This is a genomic window from Pseudomonas sp. LB3P58 (genome assembly GCF_054897895.1).
In genome coordinates this window covers 5,588,253-5,609,078 of record NZ_JBUBVE010000001.1, presented here as the reverse complement: position 1 = coordinate 5,609,078, position 20,826 = coordinate 5,588,253, and the positions used below count along the sequence as shown (strand labels likewise).

At 61.3% G+C, this 20,826-nt stretch carries 18 protein-coding genes; 15 read left to right on the top strand and 3 right to left on the bottom strand.

Features of this window, described 5'->3' with window-relative positions; translation table 11 throughout:
• Positions 1-79: 79 nt before the first annotated feature.
• From ACYZTZ_RS26145 to ACYZTZ_RS26135, 3 genes are read left to right on the top strand one after another with little or no spacing between them, the layout of a single operon-like run.
• The gene (locus ACYZTZ_RS26145; protein WP_462000106.1) at positions 80-2,137 is read left to right on the top strand and encodes a methyl-accepting chemotaxis protein; all 2,058 of its coding nucleotides are present in this window, start codon (positions 80-82) and stop codon (positions 2,135-2,137) included.
• 52 nt (positions 2,138-2,189) lie between these two features.
• A complete protein-coding gene (locus ACYZTZ_RS26140; protein ID WP_462000105.1) occupies positions 2,190-8,096 on the top strand; it encodes an Hpt domain-containing protein in 5,907 nt (1,968 codons plus the stop codon).
• On the top strand, positions 8,089-8,544 hold the full coding sequence (locus ACYZTZ_RS26135) for a chemotaxis protein CheW (protein WP_462000104.1): 456 nt from the start codon (positions 8,089-8,091) through the stop codon (positions 8,542-8,544). The genes ACYZTZ_RS26140 and ACYZTZ_RS26135 overlap by 8 nt, the downstream gene beginning before the upstream one ends.
• Positions 8,545-8,658: 114 nt before the next feature.
• On the opposite strand, the gene ACYZTZ_RS26130 is transcribed toward ACYZTZ_RS26135, so the two are convergent.
• Entirely contained in the window at positions 8,659-9,036 is a 378-nt protein-coding gene (locus ACYZTZ_RS26130; protein WP_462000103.1) for a DUF6124 family protein, read from the bottom strand.
• 305 nt (positions 9,037-9,341) lie between these two features.
• Between ACYZTZ_RS26130 and ACYZTZ_RS26125 the strand changes: the two genes are divergently transcribed.
• The 11 genes from ACYZTZ_RS26125 to madM all read left to right on the top strand — a co-directional run bounded on the left by ACYZTZ_RS26125 (position 9,342) and on the right by madM (position 18,048).
• Positions 9,342-9,971, top strand: coding sequence for a transcriptional regulator (locus ACYZTZ_RS26125; RefSeq protein WP_462000102.1), 630 nt, complete (start codon positions 9,342-9,344; stop codon positions 9,969-9,971).
• Complete coding sequence (locus ACYZTZ_RS26120; protein WP_111452973.1) at positions 9,934-10,374, top strand: hypothetical protein; 441 nt, start codon at positions 9,934-9,936, stop codon at positions 10,372-10,374. The genes ACYZTZ_RS26125 and ACYZTZ_RS26120 overlap by 38 nt, the downstream gene beginning before the upstream one ends.
• A 415-nt stretch (positions 10,375-10,789) precedes the next feature.
• On the top strand, positions 10,790-12,460 hold the full coding sequence (gene mdcA, locus ACYZTZ_RS26115) for a malonate decarboxylase subunit alpha (RefSeq protein ID WP_462000101.1): 1,671 nt from the start codon (positions 10,790-10,792) through the stop codon (positions 12,458-12,460).
• Positions 12,460-13,335, top strand: coding sequence for a triphosphoribosyl-dephospho-CoA synthase (locus ACYZTZ_RS26110; RefSeq protein WP_462000100.1), 876 nt, complete (start codon positions 12,460-12,462; stop codon positions 13,333-13,335). The genes mdcA and ACYZTZ_RS26110 overlap by 1 nt, the downstream gene beginning before the upstream one ends.
• Complete coding sequence (locus tag ACYZTZ_RS26105) at positions 13,335-13,634, top strand: malonate decarboxylase subunit delta (protein ID WP_046045241.1); 300 nt, start codon at positions 13,335-13,337, stop codon at positions 13,632-13,634. Before ACYZTZ_RS26110 ends, ACYZTZ_RS26105 begins: the two co-directional genes overlap by 1 nt.
• The gene (locus ACYZTZ_RS26100; protein ID WP_462000099.1) at positions 13,627-14,478 is read left to right on the top strand and encodes a biotin-independent malonate decarboxylase subunit beta; all 852 of its coding nucleotides are present in this window, start codon (positions 13,627-13,629) and stop codon (positions 14,476-14,478) included. The genes ACYZTZ_RS26105 and ACYZTZ_RS26100 overlap by 8 nt, the downstream gene beginning before the upstream one ends.
• Entirely contained in the window at positions 14,475-15,278 is an 804-nt protein-coding gene (mdcE, locus tag ACYZTZ_RS26095) for a biotin-independent malonate decarboxylase subunit gamma (RefSeq protein WP_462000098.1), read from the top strand. Before ACYZTZ_RS26100 ends, mdcE begins: the two co-directional genes overlap by 4 nt.
• Entirely contained in the window at positions 15,272-15,892 is a 621-nt protein-coding gene (locus tag ACYZTZ_RS26090) for a malonate decarboxylase holo-ACP synthase (RefSeq protein ID WP_462000097.1), read from the top strand. The genes mdcE and ACYZTZ_RS26090 overlap by 7 nt, the downstream gene beginning before the upstream one ends.
• A complete protein-coding gene (gene mdcH / locus ACYZTZ_RS26085; RefSeq protein WP_462000096.1) occupies positions 15,889-16,800 on the top strand; it encodes a malonate decarboxylase subunit epsilon in 912 nt (303 codons plus the stop codon). The genes ACYZTZ_RS26090 and mdcH overlap by 4 nt, the downstream gene beginning before the upstream one ends.
• A 65-nt stretch (positions 16,801-16,865) precedes the next feature.
• On the top strand, positions 16,866-17,282 hold the full coding sequence (madL, locus tag ACYZTZ_RS26080) for a malonate transporter subunit MadL (RefSeq protein WP_150658388.1): 417 nt from the start codon (positions 16,866-16,868) through the stop codon (positions 17,280-17,282).
• A 1-nt stretch (position 17,283) separates the two neighbouring features.
• Complete coding sequence (gene madM / locus ACYZTZ_RS26075; protein ID WP_046045247.1) at positions 17,284-18,048, top strand: malonate transporter subunit MadM; 765 nt, start codon at positions 17,284-17,286, stop codon at positions 18,046-18,048.
• Between the two features lie 111 nt (positions 18,049-18,159).
• On the opposite strand, the gene ACYZTZ_RS26070 is transcribed toward madM, so the two are convergent.
• The gene (locus tag ACYZTZ_RS26070; protein ID WP_462000095.1) at positions 18,160-19,074 is read right to left on the bottom strand and encodes a LysR family transcriptional regulator; all 915 of its coding nucleotides are present in this window, start codon (positions 19,072-19,074) and stop codon (positions 18,160-18,162) included.
• A gap of 138 nt (positions 19,075-19,212) precedes the next feature.
• Between ACYZTZ_RS26070 and trhA the strand changes: the two genes are divergently transcribed.
• Positions 19,213-19,830, top strand: coding sequence for a PAQR family membrane homeostasis protein TrhA (trhA, locus tag ACYZTZ_RS26065; RefSeq protein ID WP_415758773.1), 618 nt, complete (start codon positions 19,213-19,215; stop codon positions 19,828-19,830).
• Between the two features lie 5 nt (positions 19,831-19,835).
• Here the strand turns inward: trhA and ACYZTZ_RS26060 are convergent, their stop codons facing one another.
• The gene (locus tag ACYZTZ_RS26060; RefSeq protein ID WP_462000094.1) at positions 19,836-20,744 is read right to left on the bottom strand and encodes a LysR family transcriptional regulator; all 909 of its coding nucleotides are present in this window, start codon (positions 20,742-20,744) and stop codon (positions 19,836-19,838) included.
• Positions 20,745-20,826 lie beyond the last annotated feature (82 nt).

Sequence of the window (20,826 nt, the reverse complement as noted above, 5' to 3'; positions counted from 1 at the left end):
ATGACCGCTTTCGCGAGCAAGCCCGCTCCCACAGGGTTCTCGGCAAGGTTCACAGATGCTGGTTAACAGGCGAGGACCGATGATAAAAGCAAAAACAGGCAAGCCAGAAGGGTCGCGCAGCCGGTCACAGATCATCGCGCTGTTCATCGCGCTGATCGTCTTCATCATGCTGCTGTTCGCCAACTTCGCGTACCTCAACACCCAGGCCACGTACGACAAACAGTACATCGGCCACGCCGGTGAGCTGCGCGTGCTGTCCCAGCGCATTGCCAAGAACGCGACCGAAGCCGCTGCCGGCAAGGCAGCGGCGTTCAAGCTGCTGAGCGATGCGCGCAATGACTTTGCCCAACGCTGGGGCTATCTGAAGAAAGGCGATCCCTCCACCGGCCTGCCGCCGGCGCCGTCCACCGTGCGCCCGGAAATGCGTGCCGTGCAACTGGACTGGGAACGCCTGCTGAAAAATACCGACGCGATCCTCTCCAGCGAACAGACCGTGCTTTCACTGCATCAAGTCGCCGCGACCCTGGCCGAAACCGTGCCGCAGTTGCAGGTCGAGTACGAAAAAGTCGTCGAAACGCTCCTCCAGCGCGGTGCCCCAGCCGCGCAGGTGGCCATGGCGCAGCGCCAGTCGCTATTGGCTGAGCGGATTCTCGGTGCGGTGAACACCGTGCTGTCCGGTGATGAAAACTCGCAGCAGGCCGCCGACGCCTTCGGTCGTGATGCGGCGCGATTCGGCCAGGTGCTCAACGGCATGCTCCAGGGCAATCCGTCACTGAAAGTCAGCCAGGTTGAAGACCGCGATGCGCGCGCGCGGTTGATCGAGATTTCCGAGCTGTTCGAATTCGTCTCGGGTTCGGTGGATGAAATCCTCGAAACCTCGCCGGAGCTGTTCAAGGTCCGTGAATCGGCGACCAATATTTTCACCCTGTCGCAGACCCTGCTCGAGGAAGCCTCGCACCTGGCCGGCGGTTTCGAAAACCTGGCCGGCGGGCGCAACACCGATACCATTGGCGGCTACGTGCTGGGCCTGTTGGCGCTGATGTCGATCATCCTCATTGGTCTGGTGATGGTTCGGGAAACCAACCGTCAGCTGCGCGAAACGGCCGAAAAGAACGAGCGCAACCAGAACGCGATCATGCGCCTGCTCGACGAGATCGAAGACCTGGCGGACGGCGACCTGACCGTGACCGCCTCGGTGACCGAAGACTTCACCGGGACCATCGCCGACTCGATCAACTATTCCGTGGACCAATTGCGTGATCTGGTGGCGACCATCAACCTCACCGCTGGCCAGGTCGCTGCCGCCGTGCAGGAAACCCAGGCCACCGCCATGCACCTGGCCCAGGCTTCCGAGCATCAGGCGCAGCAGATTGCCGAAGCCTCCACCGCGATCAACGACATGGCCCAGTCCATCGATCAGGTCTCGGCCAACGCCGCCGAATCGTCGGCGGTGGCCGAGCGTTCGGTGGAAATCGCCAACAAGGGCAACGAGGTGGTGCACAACACCATCCACGGCATGGACAATATTCGCGAGCAGATTCAGGACACCGCCAAGCGCATCAAACGCCTCGGCGAGTCTTCTCAAGAGATCGGCGACATTGTCAGCCTGATCGATGACATTGCCGACCAGACCAACATCCTTGCGCTCAACGCGGCGATCCAGGCCTCCATGGCCGGTGATGCCGGGCGCGGTTTTGCGGTGGTCGCCGATGAAGTCCAGCGGCTGGCCGAGCGCTCGTCCGCCGCCACCCGGCAGATCGAAACCCTGGTGCGGGCGATTCAGACCGACACCAACGAAGCAGTGATTTCCATGGAGCAGACCACCACCGAAGTGGTGCGTGGCGCTCGTCTGGCGCAGGATGCCGGAGTGGCCCTGGAAGAAATCGAAGGCGTGTCGAAGACCCTCGCCGCGTTGATCCAGAGTATTTCCAACGCCGCGCAGCAACAGACGTCTTCGGCCGGTCAGATTTCGCTGACGATGAACGTGATCCAGCAGATCACCACGCAGACCTCGTCCGGCTCCACCGCCACCGCCGAGAGCATTGGCAACCTGGCGAAAATGGCCAGCCAACTGCGGCGTTCGGTGTCCGGTTTCACCTTGCCGGCCGCCAAGGCTGAGGTTGCGGATAAAGTGTGAAACGCCTGCGAGCGAATGCTTTTTTTGAGTAGAGCAGTGATTTGGAGTGGTTATGGGTGATCGGCACGACTATGTGGCCCTCGAGTGGGTCAAAGGCGAGATTGCCGAAACGCTGAAAGTGGCTCACCAGGCGATTGAAACGTTGCTTGATGACCCGCAGGCGACGCATGCGCTCAGTGAATGCCTGGCGTGCATCCATCAGGTTCACGGCAGTTTGCAGATGGTCGAATTCTACGGCGCGGCGCTGCTCGCCGAAGAGATGGAGCATCTGACCACGGCGTTGCAACAGAACCGCGTCAGTCATCGAGATGAGACGCTCCACCTGTTGCTGCAAGCCCTTGGGCAGTTGCCGATTTATCTCGACCGGGTGCAAGGTGCGCGCCGCGACCTGCCGCTGGTCGTGTTGCCACTGATCAACGACCTGCGCAGCGCCCGTGGCGAAAGCCTGTTGTCGGAAACCAGCCTGTTCAGCCCGCAATTGCCGGACCTGCCGCCACTGGACGAAGAGTCGCTGGCGCTGCTGGAGCCGACGGATTTACCGAACGTGCTGCGCAAGTTGCGGCAGATGTTGCAGATGGCCCTGGTCGGATTGCTGCGTGAGCAGGACGGCGAAACCAATCTCGGTTACCTGACCAAAGTTTTTGCGCGCCTCGAAGGGCTGTGCGGCAACGCGCCCTTGAGCCCGTTGTGGCAAGTCGCCTCGGCGCTGGTCGAAGGCATGCGCGGCGGCTCGATCGCTAACAGTCCGGCGTTGCGCAGTCTGTTCAAGGAGGCCGACAAAGAACTGAAGCGCCTGCTCGAACAGGGCATGCCCGGAATCAATCAGCCAGCGCCGCTAGAGTTACTCAAGAGTTTGCTGTTCTACATTGCCAAGGCCGAACATCCCACCGGGCAGATGCTGACCATGAAAGATCGCTACGGACTGGACGACGCGCTACCTGACAGCGCGATGGTCGACGAAGAACGAGCACGGCTGGCCGGTCCCGACCGCGATGCCATGCGCTCGGTGTTGGCCGCTTTGTGTGAAGAGCTGGTGCGGGTCAAGGAGCGCCTGGACCTGTTCGTGCGCAGCGACCGCCAACACACCTCGGACCTCGAAAGCCTGCTGGCGCCACTGCGGCAAATCGCCGACACCCTGGCGGTGCTCGGTTTCGGCCAGCCACGCAAGGTCATCATCGACCAACTGGCGGTGGTGCTGAGCCTCGCCCAGGGCCAGCGTGAGCCCAACGACGCGATCCTGATGGACGTCGCCGGTGCCTTGCTCTACGTCGAAGCGACCCTCGCCGGCATGGTCGGCACCGTCGAGCCGGAAAGCCAGGAAGACAGCCGCCTGCCGACCACCGACCTGACCCAGATCCATCAGATCGTGATCAAGGAAGCGCGCATCTGCCTTCAACAGGCCAAGGACATGATCGTCGACTACATCGACGCCGACTGGGACCGCCAGCACTTGCAGCCATTGCCGGCCTTGCTGACCCAAGTGCGCGGTGCGCTGGCGATGATTCCGTTGAGCCGTGCGGCGAGCCTGATCGAAACGTGCAACCACTTCATCCGCGAGCACCTGCTGCTCGATCCGGATCATCCCGGCTGGCAGGAACTGGACAGCCTGGCCGACGTCATCACCAGCATCGAGTATTACCTGGAGCGCCTCAGCGACGACCCCGAAGCGCCGGGCGAAAAGTTGCTCGACGTCGCGGAAAAAAGCCTGGCCGCACTCGGCTTTTTCCCCATCGAGCAACAGGTGCCGGTGCTTGAAGATGTGCTCAGCCCGAGTGAAGCGCAGGTCATGCAGGATCTGCAGGAACTCGACGACCCTGAGACCGTCCAGTCACTGGCCGATGTATTGGCCAGCCCTGTGTCCTCCGTCAATCCGCCCGCCCTGACCACCCCGGGAAGCCTGTTGCCGCCGCCCGCCGGTGAAGAACCGGTGGACGATGAGCTGCGGGAAGTGTTCCTCGAAGAAACCGATGAAGTCCTGGAAATCCTCCGGGAGTACCTGCCGCGTTGGTCGGCCGATCCCGAGAGTAAGTCGGCCTTGAGCGAACTGCGCCGGGCCTTCCATACGCTCAAGGGCAGCGGCCGGATGGTCCGCGCTTTGGTGCTGGGCGAACTGGCCTGGGCGGTGGAAAACCTGCTCAACCGCGTACTGGAACACAGCGTTCCGCCGGGGCCGGCGGTGCAACAACTGCTGGGCGATGCGCTGAATCTGCTGCCGGAACTGGTGGCCGAGTTTGCCCACCATGCCCAGCGCCAGCGCAACGATGTCGACCAATTGGCCGCACGCGCCCACGCCTTGGCCAAGGGCAACGAGCCGATACCCGACGAGGACGCACAGGACGTCGCCGCCCTCGATCCGCTGCTGCTTGAGATCTTCCGCAACGAAGCCGAAACCCATTTGGGCAGCCTCAACCGCTTCCTCGATCAAGCCGCCGAGCACGTGCCGTTGCAGGCCAGCGACGAGTTGCAGCGGGCGTTGCACACCCTCAAGGGCAGCGCCTCGATGGCTGGCGTATTGCCGATCGCCGAGCTGGCGAAGCCACTGGATCATCTGACCCGGGAGTACAAGGCGCACCTGATCGCCCTGGACCTGGACGAAGTAGAACTGTTGCTGGAAGCCGAAGGACTGTTCCGTCTCGGGCTACGACAGCTCAAGACTGAGCCACTGACGGAGATTCCCGGCGCCCGCTCCTTGATCGAACGAACCCAGGCATTGCTGGCCCAGCGTCTGGAAACCCTCCTGAGTGCACCCAATAGCGGGTTGCGCATAAAGCGTGATCCGCAACTGATCAATAACTTCCTCGCGAAAGGCATGGACATCCTGCTCGACGCCGAAAGCCTGTTGCAGCGCTGGCAGCAACATCCCGGCGAGCGTCAGGAACTCAGCGCGCTGTTGGATGAATTGACCACCTTGGGCGAAGGCGCCCACCTGGCTGACCTGCATCCGGTGGATGAGCTTTGCGAAGCGTTGCTCGATCTCTATGGTGCGGTGGAAGAAAGCAGCCTGGCAGTCAGCGAGGCGTTTTTCCGCGAGGCGCAAAGTGCCCATGAAGCGCTGATCAACATGCTCGACGAACTGGCCGCCGGCCAGGAAGTCAGTCCGCAACCGGAGCGCATCCGGGCCTTGCGCGGGTTGCTCGATGAGAGCCTGGATCCGTCGGCGATGGGCCTGATTCGCAGCGATGGCAGCCGCACGTTGAGCATCCGGGAACTGGGCAGCGCCACGGCCGAACTGGAACAGACCGCGACCCAGGTTGAGCTGGACGATGAGATCGTTTCGATCTTCCTCGAAGAGGCGGTGGATATCCTCGAAAGCGCCGGCCAGGCCTTGCAACGCTGGCTGAGCGACCCGGACAACGCCGCGCCGTTGTTGTCCTTGCAGCGAGATTTGCACACCCTCAAGGGCGGCGCGCGGATGGCCGAGGTCGAGCCGGTCGGTGATCTGGCTCATGAACTGGAAAACCTTTACGAAGGGCTGGTGGACCGCCGTTACGCCTACAGCGAAGCCTTGGCGCACCTGCTGCAACACAGTCATGACCGGCTCGCGCAGTTGCTTGATCAGTTGCAGAACCAGCGGCCATTGGGCGATCCGGGTGAGCTGATCGAGGCCATTCGCGAGTTTCGCCAGGGCAACGCCAGCGCTGTTGAAACGGTCGAACCGGCACGGGCCGAGGATTCGCCTGGCCATGATCCGGAGCTGCTGGAGATCTTCCTCGAGGAAGGTTTCGACATCATCGAAAACTCCGGCGCGGCGCTGGTGCGCTGGCAGGCCGAGCCGTCGAATCGTCAGGAAGTGGAAACCCTGTTGCGTGACCTGCACACCCTCAAGGGTGGCGCGCGGATGGTGGAAATCGCGCCGATTGGCGACCTCGCCCATGAGCTGGAATTTCTCTACGAAGGCCTCTCGGCTGGCGTGCTGCAACCCACCGCCGCGTTGTTCGGCTTGTTGCAAAGCAGCCACGACCGGCTGGCGCAGATGCTCGACGCGACCCGTGCCGGTCAGCCATTGCCGCCCGCCGATCAACTGATCGACGCGATCAAGAATTTCAGTCATCCGGCCGTGCCCGAAACACCGGCACCAGCCGTGGCGTGCGCAACGCCGAAAGTCGAGACGCCGGCACCGCAACCCGATGCCGGCGCGGACATGGTCAAGGTCTCGGCAGAGCTGCTCGACGACCTGGTCAACCTGGCCGGCGAAACGTCGATTTTCCGTGGTCGGATCGAACAACAGGTCAACGATGCGCGCGTGACCCTGAGCGAGATGGAAACCACCATCGAGCGCATGCGCGACCAATTGCGCCGGCTCGACACCGAAACCCAAGGGCGGATTCTCAGCCGTCAGCAAGTCGACGCCGAACGCCTGGGCTACGAAGAATTTGATCCGCTGGAAATGGACCGCCACTCGCAGTTGCAGCAACTGTCGCGCGCGCTGTTCGAATCCGCCTCCGACTTGCTCGACCTCAAGGAAACCCTCGACCGACGCAATCAGGACGCGGAAAACCTGCTGCAGCAGCAGGGCCGCATCAACACCGAATTGCAGGAAGGCCTGATGCGCACGCGCATGGTGCCGTTCGAACGGATGCTGCCGCGCTTGAAGCGGATCGTCCGCCAGGTCTCCGGCGAGTTGGGCAAGGACGTGGAATTTATCGTCGGCAATGCCGAAGGCGAGATGGACCGCAACGTCCTCGAACGCATGGCCGCGCCGTTGGAACACATGCTGCGCAACGCCGTGGATCATGGCCTGGAATCCGCCGAGGTGCGTATCGCGGCGGGTAAACCGGCTCAGGGTCGAATCACTCTCGACCTGTCGCGAGAGGGCGGCGACATCATTTTCGACATCCGCGACGACGGTGCCGGCGTGCCGCTGGACGCGGTGCGGAGCAAGGCGATCAAACGCGGGTTGCTGGCCCCGGACAGCGACATCAGCGACCGCGATGTCCTGCAATTCATCCTGCAACCGGGCTTCTCCACCGCCGAGAAAATCACCCAGATTTCCGGACGCGGCGTCGGCATGGACGTGGTGCATGAAGAGGTCCGGCAGCTTGGCGGCAGCATGAGCATCGACTCAGTGTCGGGGCAGGGCGTGCACTTCCGCATACGCCTGCCGTTCACCGTGTCGGTCAACCGGGCGCTGATGGTGCAGTGCTTTGATGATCAGTACGCAATCCCGCTGAACACCATCGACGGCATCGTTCGCGTGCTGCCCAACGAACTTGAAGGGCATTACCGGCTCGATCCACCGACCTACAAATACGCCGGGCAACACTATGAACTGTGCTACCTCGGCGAACTGCTGAAAACCAGCCACCGCCCGAAACTGCTGGGCCAGAGCCTGCCGTTGCCGGTGTTGCTGGTGCAGTGCAACGAGCGGCACATCGCGGTGCAAGTCGACTCCATGGCCGGCACTCGCGAGATCGTGGTCAAAAGCCTCGGCCCGCAATTCGCGGCGGTGCAGGGTTTGTCCGGGGCCACGATTCTCGGCGATGGGCGGGTGGTGCTGATTCTCGATTTGCTGGCACCGATCCGCGCGATGCAGGCCCGCGTGCCGCAACAGTCAGCGACTCAGGAGGCGGAGGTTGAGCCGCACAAGCCATTGCTGGTGTTGGTGGTCGATGATTCGGTCACCGTGCGCAAAGTCACCAGCCGTCTGCTGGAACGTCACGGCATGAATGTGCTGACCGCCAAGGACGGTGTCGATGCCATGCTGCTGCTCGAAGAACACATGCCCGACCTGATGCTGCTGGACATCGAAATGCCGCGCATGGACGGTTTTGAAGTCGCGACTCAGGTACGCGCCGACGAACGTTTGCAACACCTGCCGATCATCATGATCACTTCCCGCACCGGCCAGAAACACCGCGACCGTGCCATGGCCATCGGCGTTAACGACTACCTCGGCAAGCCGTACCAGGAATCGGTGCTGCTCGAAAGCATCACCCTGTGGAGTAAAACCCATGCTTGAGCATCGCACCAGCAACCTCACCGGCCTGCTGCTGCCCTTGGCTGACCGCAACCTGATCCTGCCCAACGTCGCGGTTGCGGAGCTTATTGATTACCAGCCCAGCGCCTTCGACCTCGACACTCCGCCGTGGTACCTCGGGCGGGTCATGTGGCGGAACCGGCAGATTCCGTTGCTGAGTTTCGAGTCGGCGTGTGGGCAGAAAATCGTCATCGGTGAGCGGGCGCGGATTGTCATCCTCAATGCCCTCGGCGGGCGGCCCGATTTGAAATTTATTGCGTTGCTGGTGCAGGGGATTCCGCGGTCTTACAAGCTTGATAGCCAGTTGAGCTATGTGGATGTGCCGTTGTGTCCGCTGGAACAGGCGGCGGTGCAGGTGGGAGAGCAAGTGGCCAAAGTGCCGAATTTGTTGGCGTTGGAGGAGTTACTTGTGAGTGCAGGGTTGGTCTGACTGGCCCCATCGCGAGCAGGCTCGCTCCCACATTGGATTTGCGGCGTACACAAAACCCCTGTGGGAGCGAGCCTGCTCGCGATGGCGGCCGTTAATTCACCGAATACTTCACTGCTAAACCCCGGCCCGAGCCTTCATCTGCAACGACTCATGATGATCCAGCGCCCGCTCCACCAACAACTGCACCCCATCCGCCATGCGGCTGAGCGCCAAGGCTACAGAGCGGCGTGAGCCTTCCACATCGTCCGCCAAGTCAGCAGCAATGGCGCTGATGGACAGCAGGTCTTCGGAGGCATTGGTCAGAAGGGCTTCGGTGTCGATATCGGGGGAGACGCTGAAGAGGTGATGTTTGCGGCGCTTGCCCGGTTTTTCATGGGGCGGGAAGTAGTAGGAAAAGACGCGGTCGGCGGCTTCCTTGAGTTTTTCGGCTTCGAGGGATGCTTGGGAATCGGTGTCAGTGTTATCTGCTGAGTTGGGCGTTACCTTGGACATCATGAGTTTCCGCTTACAGATTGGAATTGGCCCATTCGTTATGAATGGCGCTTTTGCGCCCTTTTTTTGGGGTTTCCAGTCCCAGTCACTGGATGTGCAGCGACACACAAACGATAAAGATCAACGCAAAACCGGACCAGTCGGCGGGTTCCGGCATTGCTGTAGGCAGCGACGCCAGACTGCGTAGCCTCTCAGCCGTCCTGCGGAGAAACTTTTAAACACAAATCCCCATTCGGCTCGCGACAGGTTGAAGATTCCCAAAAAGGGACCTATCGTTCCCTTTTTGGGACTCATCGGTTGCCACTGTGAAAAACCTTTCCCTCAGCGAAGCCCTGTTCACGACTACTCAGCAAAAAGTGCTGGGCTTGTTGTTCGGCAAACCCGACCGCAGTTTTTACGCCAACGAGATCGCTCGCTGGGCTCAAGTAGGTAAAGGCAGCCTCATGCGCGAGCTGGATCGGTTGCAGCGGGCAGGCGTGTTGACCATGGTTCGTCAGGGCAACCAGACCCACTATCAAGCCAATCCCGACTGCCCGATCTATGCCGAACTGCTGGGCATCGCCCGCAAAACCTTTGGTATTGCCGAGCCTCTGCGTCAGGCGCTCCAACCCTTTGCCGAACAGATCACTTGGGCATTTGTGTACGGCTCTATCGCCAAGGATCAGGCAAACGCATCCAGTGACATTGATCTCATGCTGATCGGCGAGGGCCTGCACTACAGTGAAGTGATGGAGCGGCTCATGCCTATGGAAGAGCAACTGGGCCGCACCCTCAACCCGACGCTCTACACCCCCGACGACTGGGCCGCAAAACTGGCGGCTGAAAATAGCTTCGTCGTGCGGGTAGCGCAGCAGGACAAGATCAATCTGATGGGGGGAAACCCTTTGGAGTCCAAGGATGGGCAGCAACGAGAACCTGGAGAATCTGTTACGTAGCGGTGGACTGAAAGCTGAGCCGCCGGATCGCAAAGAATGCGAAGGGCTCATGCGTTCGGCTGTGGATCGATTGAAAGACGCGCAAACGTCTTCGCTTTCCTTCGCGAGTCGTTTCGACCTGGCTTACAACGCTGCCCATGCCCTTGCACTGACGGCTCTTCGCTTGTGCGGCTACCGTTCAGACAAGCGATATCTGGTGTTTCAGTGCCTGGTTCATACCGCTGATATTGGCAAAGTACAGGTTCGGCTATTCGCCCTGTGTCATGAGCGACGAAACCTGGCGGAGTACGAAGGCTATATGGATGAAGATCCGGCGTTGTTGGCGCAGCTGTTGGAAAGTGCTGAACAGCTTCTGATTCGAGTGCAGGAGCAGATGGCGTCCTTCAGTTCATCGCGGACCTGATCGCTCCCACGCAGAGTGTCCCAAAAAGGGACTGATTGGTCCTTTTTTGGGACTTGTCGATGATTGCTGTGGAGCTTTCTCAGGACAGCTGTTTCAACATAAAAACTAGGTGTGTTGGAAATCCACCCCTCACCCCAGCCCTCTCCCCACGGGGGAGAGGGGGAAAGGGAGCAGATCTTCATGATTTTCGTAACCTGAGTTCGACTCGGTTTTTCAGGTCGATGTAGCTCCAAGAACACCTCGGTCAGTCCCCTCTACCCTCTGGGGAGAGGGTTAGGGTGAGGGGTGGATCTAACAGCCACCCAACATTTCAAACCATTACCCTAACCGTAACGATCCGTCTCTCTGCTTGATTGATGCCCCCCACCCAACACTCCTAAGGTGACTCCCACGACAGCGAACCCGTGGAGTGGTCATGACAACAACAATATCCCCCGACTCGCGATGGACGCGGCGGCGCGGCGAAAAGCAGCGGCGTCTCGAGCTGGTACGGGGTTTCGCCGACGGTGTGGTCTTGCCCACCGACAAAATCGTTGCGGCGCTGGAGGCATTGATCCTGCCCGGCGACCGTGTGGTGCTGGAGGGCAATAACCAGAAGCAGGCGGATTTCCTGTCCCGCTCCCTGGCCAAGGCTGATCCCGCGAAGCTGCATGATCTGCACATGATCATGCCCAGCGTCGGACGCTCCGAGCATCTGGACCTGTTTGAACGCGGCATCGCCCTCAAGCTCGACTTCTCTTTCGCCGGCACCCAGAGCCTGCGCATCAGTCAGTTGCTGGAAGATGGCCTGCTGGAAATCGGTGCGATTCACACCTACATCGAGCTTTATGCGCGACTGGTGGTCGACCTGATTCCCAACGTCGTGCTCTCGGCCGGTTTCATGGCCGACCGCGCCGGCAACATCTACACCGGTCCAAGCACCGAAGACACCCCGGCATTGATCGAACCGGCCGCCTTCAGCGACGGCATCGTCATCGTCCAGGTCAATCAGTTGGTGGACGATGTCACTGACCTGCCTCGCGTCGACATTCCCGCGTCCTGGGTCGATTTCGTGGTGGTGGCTGACAAGCCGTTCTACATCGAGCCGCTGTTCACCCGCGACCCGCGCCACATCAAGCCTGTGCATGTGCTGATGGCGATGATGGCGATCCGCGGGATCTACGAAAAACACAACGTCCAGTCCCTGAACCACGGCATCGGTTTCAACACCGCGGCCATCGAATTGATCCTGCCGACCTACGGCGAATCCCTCGGCCTTAAAGGCAAGATCTGCCGCAACTGGACGCTCAATCCGCACCCGACTCTGATCCCGGCGATCGAAAGCGGTTGGGTCGAAAGCGTGCATTGCTTCGGCACCGAACTGGGCATGGAAAACTACATCGCCGCCCGTCCCGACGTGTTCTTTACCGGCCGCGATGGCTCCCTGCGTTCCAACCGGATGTTCTGCCAACTGGCCGGACAATATGCGGTAGACCTGTTCATCGGCGCGACCCTGCAAGTCGACGGCGACGGCCATTCCTCCACCGTGACGCGCGGCCGCTTGGCCGGTTTCGGCGGTGCGCCGAACATGGGCCATGACCCGCGCGGCCGTCGTCACGGCACACCGGCCTGGCTCGACATGCGTCACGACGATGCGCCCGAAGCGCTGCTGGAACGCGGCAAGAAACTCGTGGTGCAAATGGTCGAAACCTTCCAGGAGGGCGGCAAACCGACCTTCGTCGAAACCCTCGACGCGGTGGAAGTGGCGAAGAAAAGCGGCATGCCGCTGGCGCCGATCATGATCTACGGCGACGACGTCACCCACCTGCTGACCGAAGAAGGCATCGCCTATCTGTACAAGGCGCGTTCGCTGGAAGAACGTCAGGCGATGATCGCGGCCGTGGCCGGAGTCACCGTTATCGGTCTGCGTCACAACCCGAAAGACACCGCGCGCATGCGCCGCGAAGGCCTGATCGCCTTGCCCGAAGACCTCGGCATCCGCCGCACCGACGCCACCCGCGAACTGCTTGCGGCGAAAAGCGTGGCCGATCTGGTCGAGTGGTCCGGTGGCCTCTACAACCCGCCCGCCAAGTTCAGGAGCTGGTAATGCACGCATTCAACCTGCAACCGAAAACCCTGTCCCTGGCTGAGCAGTTGGCGGATCTGGCCGTCGATGTGCTGATCGACGAAGCGGACCTGTCGCCGAAACCGGCATTGGTCGACCGTCGCGGCAATGGCGCTCACACCGATTTGCACCTTGGGCTGATGCACGCTTCGGCGCTGTCCCTGTGGCCTGCGTTCAAGGAAATGGCGGAAGCCGCCATCGAGTTCGGCGAAGTCGGTGTGCCGCTGCGCGAAGCCATTGGCTTGATCGGTCGTGAAGGGGAGGAAGTGATGCTCGCCACCACGGGCGGCGTAAATACCCATCGCGGCGCCATCTGGGCCTTGGGTCTGCTGGTCGCGTCGGCTGCACTGGAACCCGAATCCACGGCTGCAGGCTCGATCACTTTACGTGCGGCACGTCTGGCCTTGCTCGACGACCGTTACGCGCCGCGTCCTCTGAGCCACGGCGCGCAAGTCGCTCAGCGTTATGGCGCACGCGGTGCCCGTGAAGAAGCGCAGCTCGGCTTCCCGGCAGTGATCCAGCGCGCACTGCCACAACTCAAACGCAGCCGCGCCGCGGGTCATGGCGAGCAGAACGCCCGGCTTGATGCCTTGCTGGCGATCATGACGAATCTGGCCGACACCTGCGTGCTCTACCGCGCAGGCGAACAAGGCCTGCAGACCATGCAACTCGGTGCGCAAGCCGTGCTCGATGCGGGCGGCAGTGCCAGCCTCGCCGGCCGCCGCCGTTTGCATGAGCTGGACCAACAACTCATCGCGTTGAATGCCTCGCCCGGCGGTGCTGCCGACTTGCTCGCAGCCTGCCTGTTCATCGACCGCATCGAGTCTGGCGACGGCCTCATCCAGGGAGCTTTCTGATGGAAACCTTATCTTTTGAATTCCCCGCCGGGCAGCCGCCACGCGGCCGGACGCTGGTGGGCTGTGTCGGCTCGGGTGATCTGGAAGTGCTGATCGAACCGGGTCAGGCCGGCAAACTGACGATCAAGGTGCAGACCTCGGTCAACGGCGCCGAACAACGCTGGCAGCATCTGTTTGCGCGGATGTTCGACGGTCAGACACCGCCGGCGATGGCGATCGATATCCACGATTTCGGCGCGACGCCGGGCGTGGTGCGCTTGCGTCTGGAACAAGGCTTTGAGGAGATCGGCCATGAGTGACAGCGCAGAACTCCTCCACAAGCACAGCTTCGTCGAACTCGGCGCTCGGCAACGGGCGAAAGCCTTGCTCGACGCCGGCACCTTCCGCGAATTGCTCGACCCGTTTCAACGCGTCATGTCGCCATGGCTGTCGCGCCAGGGCGTGGTGCCGCAAGCGGATGACGGCGTGGTGATCGCTAAGGGCAGCATCGGTGGTTTGCCGGTGGTGATCGCTGCCATCGAAGGTGCATTCCAGGGTGGCAGCCTCGGCGAGGTCGGCGGGGCGAAGATTGCCGGCGCGCTGGAACTCGCCGCCGAGGACAACCGCAAAGGCATTCCAACCCGCGCCGTATTGCTGCTGGAAACCGGCGGCGTACGTTTGCAGGAAGCCAACCTCGGGCTGGCGGCGATTGCCGATATTCATGCGGCGATTGTCGATCTGCGCCAATACCAGCCAGTGGTTGGTGTGGTGGCGGGCAGCGTCGGCTGCTTTGGCGGGATGTCGATTGCCGCCGGGTTATGCAGCTATTTGTTGGTGACGCAAGAAGCACGGCTTGGCCTGAACGGTCCGCAAGTGATCGAACAGGAAGCCGGGCTTGAGGAATACGACTCCCGTGATCGTCCCTTCATCTGGAGCCTGACCGGTGGCGAGCAACGTTTCGCCAGCGGTTTGGTGGATCGTTTTGTCGCTGACGACGTGGCGCAGGTTCAGCAGCAGGTCAGTGAATTGCTTAAGCAAGGGTTGCCGGAACAACAACGCAGCCGTCAGGCCGAGCTGTTCCTGCAACGGCTGGCCCGTCTGGACGCCGAGCCGCAAATCGAGCCGTCGACGGTTCGCGATCTGTATCAAGGAGAGCGCTCATGAGTTCGTATTCCCTGAGAGGTTTGAACTGGTTCAACGCCTTGAGTGCGGGCGCGAAACCGGTTGACGGTTTGCCCGGTTCATTGAAGGTTGCCGACGGTGTCTTGGGTGACCAGCCCGTTCGTTTTATCGCGGTGGTGGCTGATCCCGACAACCGTTTTGTCCGCGCCCGCAATGGCGAGGTCGGTTTGCTGGAAGGTTGGGGACTGGCCAAAGCCGTGGATGAAGTCATCGCAGCGGATCTGGATAAACCGCAGAAACGCGCCTTGATCGCCATTGTCGACGTGCCGAGTCAGGCCTACGGTCGGCGCGAAGAAGCGCTCGGCATTCATCAGGCCTTGGCCGGTGCGGCAGACAGTTATGCCCGCGCCCGACTGGCCGGCCATGCCGTGATCGGTTTGCTGGTGGGCAAGGCGATGTCCGGGGCGTTTCTCGCTCATGGGTATCAGGCCAATCGGCTGATTGCCCTGCGAGATCCGGGTGTAATGGTTCATGCGATGGGTAAGGCTTCGGCGGCGCGGGTGACGTTGCGCAGCGTCGAAGAACTCGAAGCACTGGCCGCCAGCGTGCCGCCGATGGCGTATGACATCGACAGTTACGCGAGCCTTGGTTTGCTCTGGGAAACCTTGTCGGTGGAACAGATCGAGCAGCCGACGGCGGCGGATCTGACGCGGGTGGCTGAATGCCTGAATCAGGCGATTGGCGATGTCGCCACCCGTGGCCGAGACCTGAGCAGCCGCTTGGGCGCAAGCAACCGTGCGGCGTCGAGTCAGGTTCGCCAATTGCTGAGAGAGCAGTGGTGAACACGCTTCTGGCCCACGACCTGCTCTGGGGGCTGACTCCGGAGCAGTTGCCTGCGGATGCACCTTCGTGGGTGATCGAGTCGATCGGTGCGGGTCAACCGGTGGTGGTTCGGCGTGCGTTGAGCGCGGCGGATCACATCGCGGTCGGCGTGCGTGGACGTTTGCGTGAACAGCGGTATGCAACGGTGATGTCGGTCGATGCGATCCAGCGTCACGTACGGCCGGAAGCTCTTTGCCATGTCTCGATTGATCGGGACTTGCCGGCAGTGCGCGCCCTCAATCAACTGCGGCCGATGCTCGATTCCTGCGAGTGGGTGTGGGGTGTCAGCGGCAGCGCCGGGTTTGAATTGGCCAGCGGTTTTCAGGCATTGCATGAGGGCAGCGACCTCGACTTGATCCTGCGTACACCGCAGCCGTTGGATCGTTCTCAGGCACAGGAAATGCTGAGGGTGTTTGATGCGTCTTTCTGCAAGGTGGACATGCAATTGCAGACACCGTTCGGCGCTGTCGCCCTGCGCGAATGGGCCGGTCCTTCGCAACGGGTGCTGCTAAAAAACGCCAGTGAAGCCTGTCTGGTCACCAATCCCTGGAACCCGCAGGAGCAAGCAGCGTGAGCAGTTTGCTGGTGTTCCCCGGCCAGGGCGCGCAGCAGCCGGGCATGCTCCATCGTTTGCCTCGCGAGACGGTGATCGAGGCGAGTGAAGTGCTTGGCGAAGATACATTGCTGCTGGATTCTGCCGAGTCGTTGAAGTCGACAAGGGCTGTTCAGCTCTGCCTGCTGATCGCCGGCGTCGCGGCTTCACGCCAGTTGTTAATGACGGCGGATTACGTGGCGGGATTGTCCATCGGCGCCTACCCGGCAGCGGTGGTCGCCGGCGCCTTGAGTTTCAGCGATGCGTTGCATCTGGTCAGCCTGCGCGGTGAGCTGATGCAGCAGGCTTATCCACAAGGCTATGGCATGACCGCGATCATCGGTCTGGATCTGGCCACTGTGGAAGAGTTGCTGGCGCAAGTTCACAGCGATGCCACGCCGGTTTACCTGGCCAACATCAACGCCGATAACCAAGTGGTGATTGCCGGCAGCGATGGCGCGATGAAAGCGGTCGCCGAGTTGGCGAAAAGTCGCGGTGCAGGTCTGGCCAAACGTCTGGCCGTCAGCGTGCCGTCCCACTGCCCGCTGCTGGAAACACCGGCGAAAACCCTGGCCGAAGCCTTCGCCAAGGTGCAGCTGAAAACACCGACGCTGGGCTACCTGAGCGGCAGTCGCGCCCGGCCCGTTATCAACACGGAAGCCTTGCGCGACGACCTGGCGTTCAACATGTGCCGCGTGGTGGATTGGCGCGGCACGGTACAAAGCGCTTACGAGCGCGGCGTACGTCTACAGATCGAACTGCCGCCCGGTGCGGTGCTGACCGGGCTGGCGCGCCGGGTGTTCGAGCAGGGCACCGTGATTGCCTTCGACGGTGCGCGGCTCGATACCTTGCAGGCGCTGTTGCGTGAGGAGGGAAGCCGCCAACCCTAGAACACCGACTCAGGCCTTCGAACAACAAAAACAACATTCGACGATGCACTTTGAGGACAACAACAATGATTATTTACGGTGTGGCGCTGTTGGCGATTTGTACGCTGGCAGGGGTGATCGTAGGCGACATGCTCGGCGTGTTGCTGGGCGTGAAATCAAACGTCGGTGGCGTCGGGATCGCGATGATCCTGTTGATCTGCGCGCGGTTGTGGATGCAAAAACGCGGTGGCATGACCAAGGATTGCGAGATGGGCGTCGGTTTCTGGGGCGCCATGTACATTCCCGTCGTGGTCGCGATGGCCGCGCAACAGAACGTCGTCACCGCCCTGCACGGTGGTCCGGTGGCGGTGCTGGCGGCAATCGGTTCGGTAGTGATCTGCGGTTGCACCATTGCCCTGATCAGCCGGACTCATAAAGGCGAACCGTTGCCCGATGAACCGGCGGACATAACGCCGGTCGGCACTCCAGTAGGAGGTCGCTGATATGTGGGAACTCATTGAGAAGGGTCTGGCCACTAACAGTCTGGTCACCGCGTTCGCCTTCGTCGGCGTGATCATGTGGGTGTCGGTGGTGTTGTCCAAGCGCCTGACGTTCGGACGGATTCACGGTTCGGCGATTGCCATCGTCATCGGGCTTGTTCTGGCCTGGGTCGGCGGCACCATGACTGGCGGGCAAAAAGGCCTGGCAGACCTGACGCTGTTTTCCGGCATCGGTCTGATGGGCGGCGCCATGCTGCGGGACTTTGCGATCGTCGCCACGGCGTTCGAAGTGCAGGCTACCGAAGCGAAAAAGGCCGGTTTGATCGGCGTGATTGCGCTGCTGCTGGGCACGATCCTGCCGTTCATTGTCGGGGCGAGCATGGCCTGGGCGTTCGGTTATCGCGATGCGATCAGCATGACCACCATCGGCGCGGGTGCGGTGACCTACATCGTCGGGCCGGTGACCGGGGCGGCGATTGGTGCCAGTTCGGATGTGGTGGCGTTGTCGATTGCCACCGGGTTGATTAAGGCGATTTTTGTGATGGTCGGCACACCGATGGCCGCACGCTGGATGGGGTTGGATAACCCGCGCTCGGCGATGGTGTTTGGTGGGTTGGCGGGTACTGTCAGTGGTGTGACGGCCGGGTTGGCGGCGACGGATCGGCGGTTGGTGCCTTATGGCGCGTTGACCGCGACGTTCCACACCGGGCTTGGGTGCTTGCTGGGGCCTTCGCTGCTGTACTTCATTGTTCGCGGGATTGTGGGGTAAGCCGGTAGATAATCGCTGACTGTACCGACGCCTTCGCGAGCAGGCTCGCTCCCACATTGGAATGCGTTCCCTTGTGGGAGCGAGCCTGCTCGCGAAGGGCGCGCTGCAGTCTCAGCTCTGGCGATTCGCATACATCCGACACTCCGCCAGCAACGCCAACAGATTCGGATCCCGCTCCTTGGCCTTCAAGAACACCACCCCAATGTGCTGCTGCAACCGATACTTTTCCTGCAACGGAATCAGCTTCACCCGGTTCTCATACACCGCCGCAATCCGCCCTGGCAGCAACGCATAACCCACGCCCGAGCTGACCATGCTCAGCAGGGTGAAGATGTCGTTGACCTGCATCGCCACCTTCGGTTCGAACCCCGCCTGCTTGAACACCCGATTACCGTCCTGGTGCGTGGCAAAGCCCTGGGTCAGCGTAATGAACGTCTCGTCGCGCACTTCGGCAAGGTCGACCTCGGTCCGTTGAGCAAACCTTGAATCAGCCGGTGTGGCGAGAAAGATGTCGTCGGAAAACAGCTGAATCTGCTCGCAGTCGGGGTCGTTGACGCTCTCGTCCAGCGACACCAGGATCGCGTCGACTTCCATGTTCTTGAGCTTGTACAGCAGGTCGAAGTTCGAGCCGAGGATCAGGTCGATGTTGAGTTCGCTGCGGCGGATCTTCAGGCCCATGATCAGCTGCGGCACGGTCTTCACCGTCAGCGAATACAGTGAACCGAGCTTAAAGCGCTCGGCGGAGAACCCGGCGGCTTCGCGGGTCAGGCGCACGGTTTCGACCACGTCCTGAATCAGCTTCTGCGCCCGTTCTTCCAACACATAAGCGCTTTCCAGCGGTGTGAGATTGCGGCCTTCGTGCTTGAACAGCGGGCAGCGCAGGGCGCTTTCCAGGGAGTGGATCGCCCGGTGCACGCTGACATTGCTGGTCTGCAATTCGGCGGCGGCACGGGCCAGGTTGCCGGTGCGCATGAAGGCCAGGAACACCTCGAGTTTTTTCAGGGTCAACTCTTCATCGATCAGCATGATGCAGACTCTTATTCGAATGGCTCGATTGTGCACGTATGTGGGTTCTTGGGGGATTTGTGTTTTGAAACATTGCGCTTTTAACCTTCAGGCGTGAGCCTTACGCGATGTTGCAACGAATCTTGAGGTGAGCAACACATGTATCACGGGGAAAGATTGAACGCCTGGACGCATCTGGTCGGGGCGGTGGCAGCGGTGGTTGGAGTGGTGTGGATGCTGGTGATCGCCAGCATGGATGGCAGCCCGTGGAAGATCGTCAGCGTGGCGATTTACGGGTTTACCTTGCTGGTGCTTTACAGCGCGTCGACCGTTTACCACAGCGTGCGTGGGCGCAAGAAAGCGATCATGCAGAAGGTCGATCACTTTTCGATCTACCTGCTGATTGCCGGCAGCTACACACCTTTTTGTCTGGTGACATTGCGTGGGCCGTGGGGCTGGACGCTGTTCGGGATTGTCTGGGGGCTGGCGTTGATCGGCATCCTGCAAGAAATCAAACCGCGTTCGGAGGCGCGGATTCTGTCGATCGTGATTTACGCGGTGATGGGTTGGATCGTGCTGGTGGCGGTCAAACCGTTATTGGCAGCGTTGGGCAGTACAGGTTTCGCCTGGCTGGCGTCGGGCGGCGTGCTGTACACCGTGGGCATTATCTTTTTTGCCCTCGATCATCGCCTGCGCCATGCCCACGGGATCTGGCATCTGTTCGTGATCGCCGGGAGTTTGCTGCACTTCGTGGCGATTCTGTTTTATGTCCTTTGAGACCTCTAGGGGATCAAGCGGTCCAGCTGCGCCTGCGCCCGTCGGCTGAACACCTGCAACAAGTCGCTCAGGGTGTGGGGCGGCGGTTCGTCGGCGCGAGTGACGGCATACAACGTGATCGGTAGTGCTGGCGCCACAGGTCGAATCGCCGTGGTGGCGGGGGACGCGCCGAGTGCGGTAAATGGATCGATTACTGCCAGTCCGGCACCGGATTCAACCATCGCCCGCGCCAGCGAATAGGTCTGCACCGCGATGCGAACCCGTGGCGGCGGATCGACCGCTTCAAGGTAGCTGTCGAGTCTGGCCGCCAACGGGTCGGCACTGGACAGGCCGATCAGCGGCGCACCGGCCAGTTCGATCAATGGCAACGGTTGGCTCAAGGCGTCGTCGGTCCAATAGCCCAACGGCGCCAGCGCCACCAAAACACCGCAGGCCAGGACTTGCGCCTTCAGGCCCGGATGATCCGGCGGTTGCAAGGTCAGCGCGACATCCACTTCACGCATCAACAAATTCTGCATCAGCTCACGGCTGTGGGCGCTGGACAGTTCGCAGACAATGTCTGGGTAGCGTTGCGTCCACTCGTTGATGGCCGGCGGCAGCAGCGACAGGGCCAGCGCCGGGATTGCACCGATCCGTACGCTGTGACCCGGCTCGCGCCGCAGGCTCTGGGCCAGACGTCGCACGCCTTGCAGGCTTTCGGTGACCTTGTCGACCTCGCGCTCAAGCTCCAGGGCTTCGGGCGTAGCCTGCAATTTGCCGCGCACCCGCAGGAACAACGGGAAGCCCAGTTGCTGCTCGGCGTGTTGCAGTACTTTGCTTACCGCCGGCTGCGATACGTGCAGCAACTGCGCGGCGCCACTGACCGAACCGGTCTGGCGAATGGCCTGGAAAATCTCGATGTGTCGCAGTCGCATGGCAAGTCCATAACCTTTGTTTATGGGTCAGGCATCTTTAAGCATTGTTCAACGCCTGTCACCTGGTCCTAACCTGAAGCCT

What these genes read in the sequence shown, in the direction of transcription:
- ACYZTZ_RS26130 (WP_462000103.1), bottom strand. Translation starts at nt 9,036, where the DNA reads ATGTCCAAGGTAACGCCCAACTCAGCAGATAACACTGACACCGATTCC.
- ACYZTZ_RS26120 (WP_111452973.1), top strand. Translation starts at nt 9,934, where the DNA reads ATGGGCAGCAACGAGAACCTGGAGAATCTGTTACGTAGCGGTGGACTG.
- trhA (WP_415758773.1), top strand. Translation starts at nt 19,213, where the DNA reads ATGTATCACGGGGAAAGATTGAACGCCTGGACGCATCTGGTCGGGGCG.
- madL (WP_150658388.1), top strand. Translation starts at nt 16,866, where the DNA reads ATGATTATTTACGGTGTGGCGCTGTTGGCGATTTGTACGCTGGCAGGG.
- madM (WP_046045247.1), top strand. Translation starts at nt 17,284, where the DNA reads ATGTGGGAACTCATTGAGAAGGGTCTGGCCACTAACAGTCTGGTCACC.
- ACYZTZ_RS26145 (WP_462000106.1), top strand. Translation starts at nt 80, where the DNA reads ATGATAAAAGCAAAAACAGGCAAGCCAGAAGGGTCGCGCAGCCGGTCA.
- ACYZTZ_RS26100 (WP_462000099.1), top strand. Translation starts at nt 13,627, where the DNA reads ATGAGTGACAGCGCAGAACTCCTCCACAAGCACAGCTTCGTCGAACTC.
- ACYZTZ_RS26105 (WP_046045241.1), top strand. Translation starts at nt 13,335, where the DNA reads ATGGAAACCTTATCTTTTGAATTCCCCGCCGGGCAGCCGCCACGCGGC.
- ACYZTZ_RS26140 (WP_462000105.1), top strand. Translation starts at nt 2,190, where the DNA reads ATGGGTGATCGGCACGACTATGTGGCCCTCGAGTGGGTCAAAGGCGAG.
- ACYZTZ_RS26070 (WP_462000095.1), bottom strand. Translation starts at nt 19,074, where the DNA reads ATGCTGATCGATGAAGAGTTGACCCTGAAAAAACTCGAGGTGTTCCTG.
- ACYZTZ_RS26060 (WP_462000094.1), bottom strand. Translation starts at nt 20,744, where the DNA reads ATGCGACTGCGACACATCGAGATTTTCCAGGCCATTCGCCAGACCGGT.
- ACYZTZ_RS26135 (WP_462000104.1), top strand. Translation starts at nt 8,089, where the DNA reads ATGCTTGAGCATCGCACCAGCAACCTCACCGGCCTGCTGCTGCCCTTG.
- mdcE (WP_462000098.1), top strand. Translation starts at nt 14,475, where the DNA reads ATGAGTTCGTATTCCCTGAGAGGTTTGAACTGGTTCAACGCCTTGAGT.
- ACYZTZ_RS26110 (WP_462000100.1), top strand. Translation starts at nt 12,460, where the DNA reads ATGCACGCATTCAACCTGCAACCGAAAACCCTGTCCCTGGCTGAGCAG.
- mdcA (WP_462000101.1), top strand. Translation starts at nt 10,790, where the DNA reads ATGACAACAACAATATCCCCCGACTCGCGATGGACGCGGCGGCGCGGC.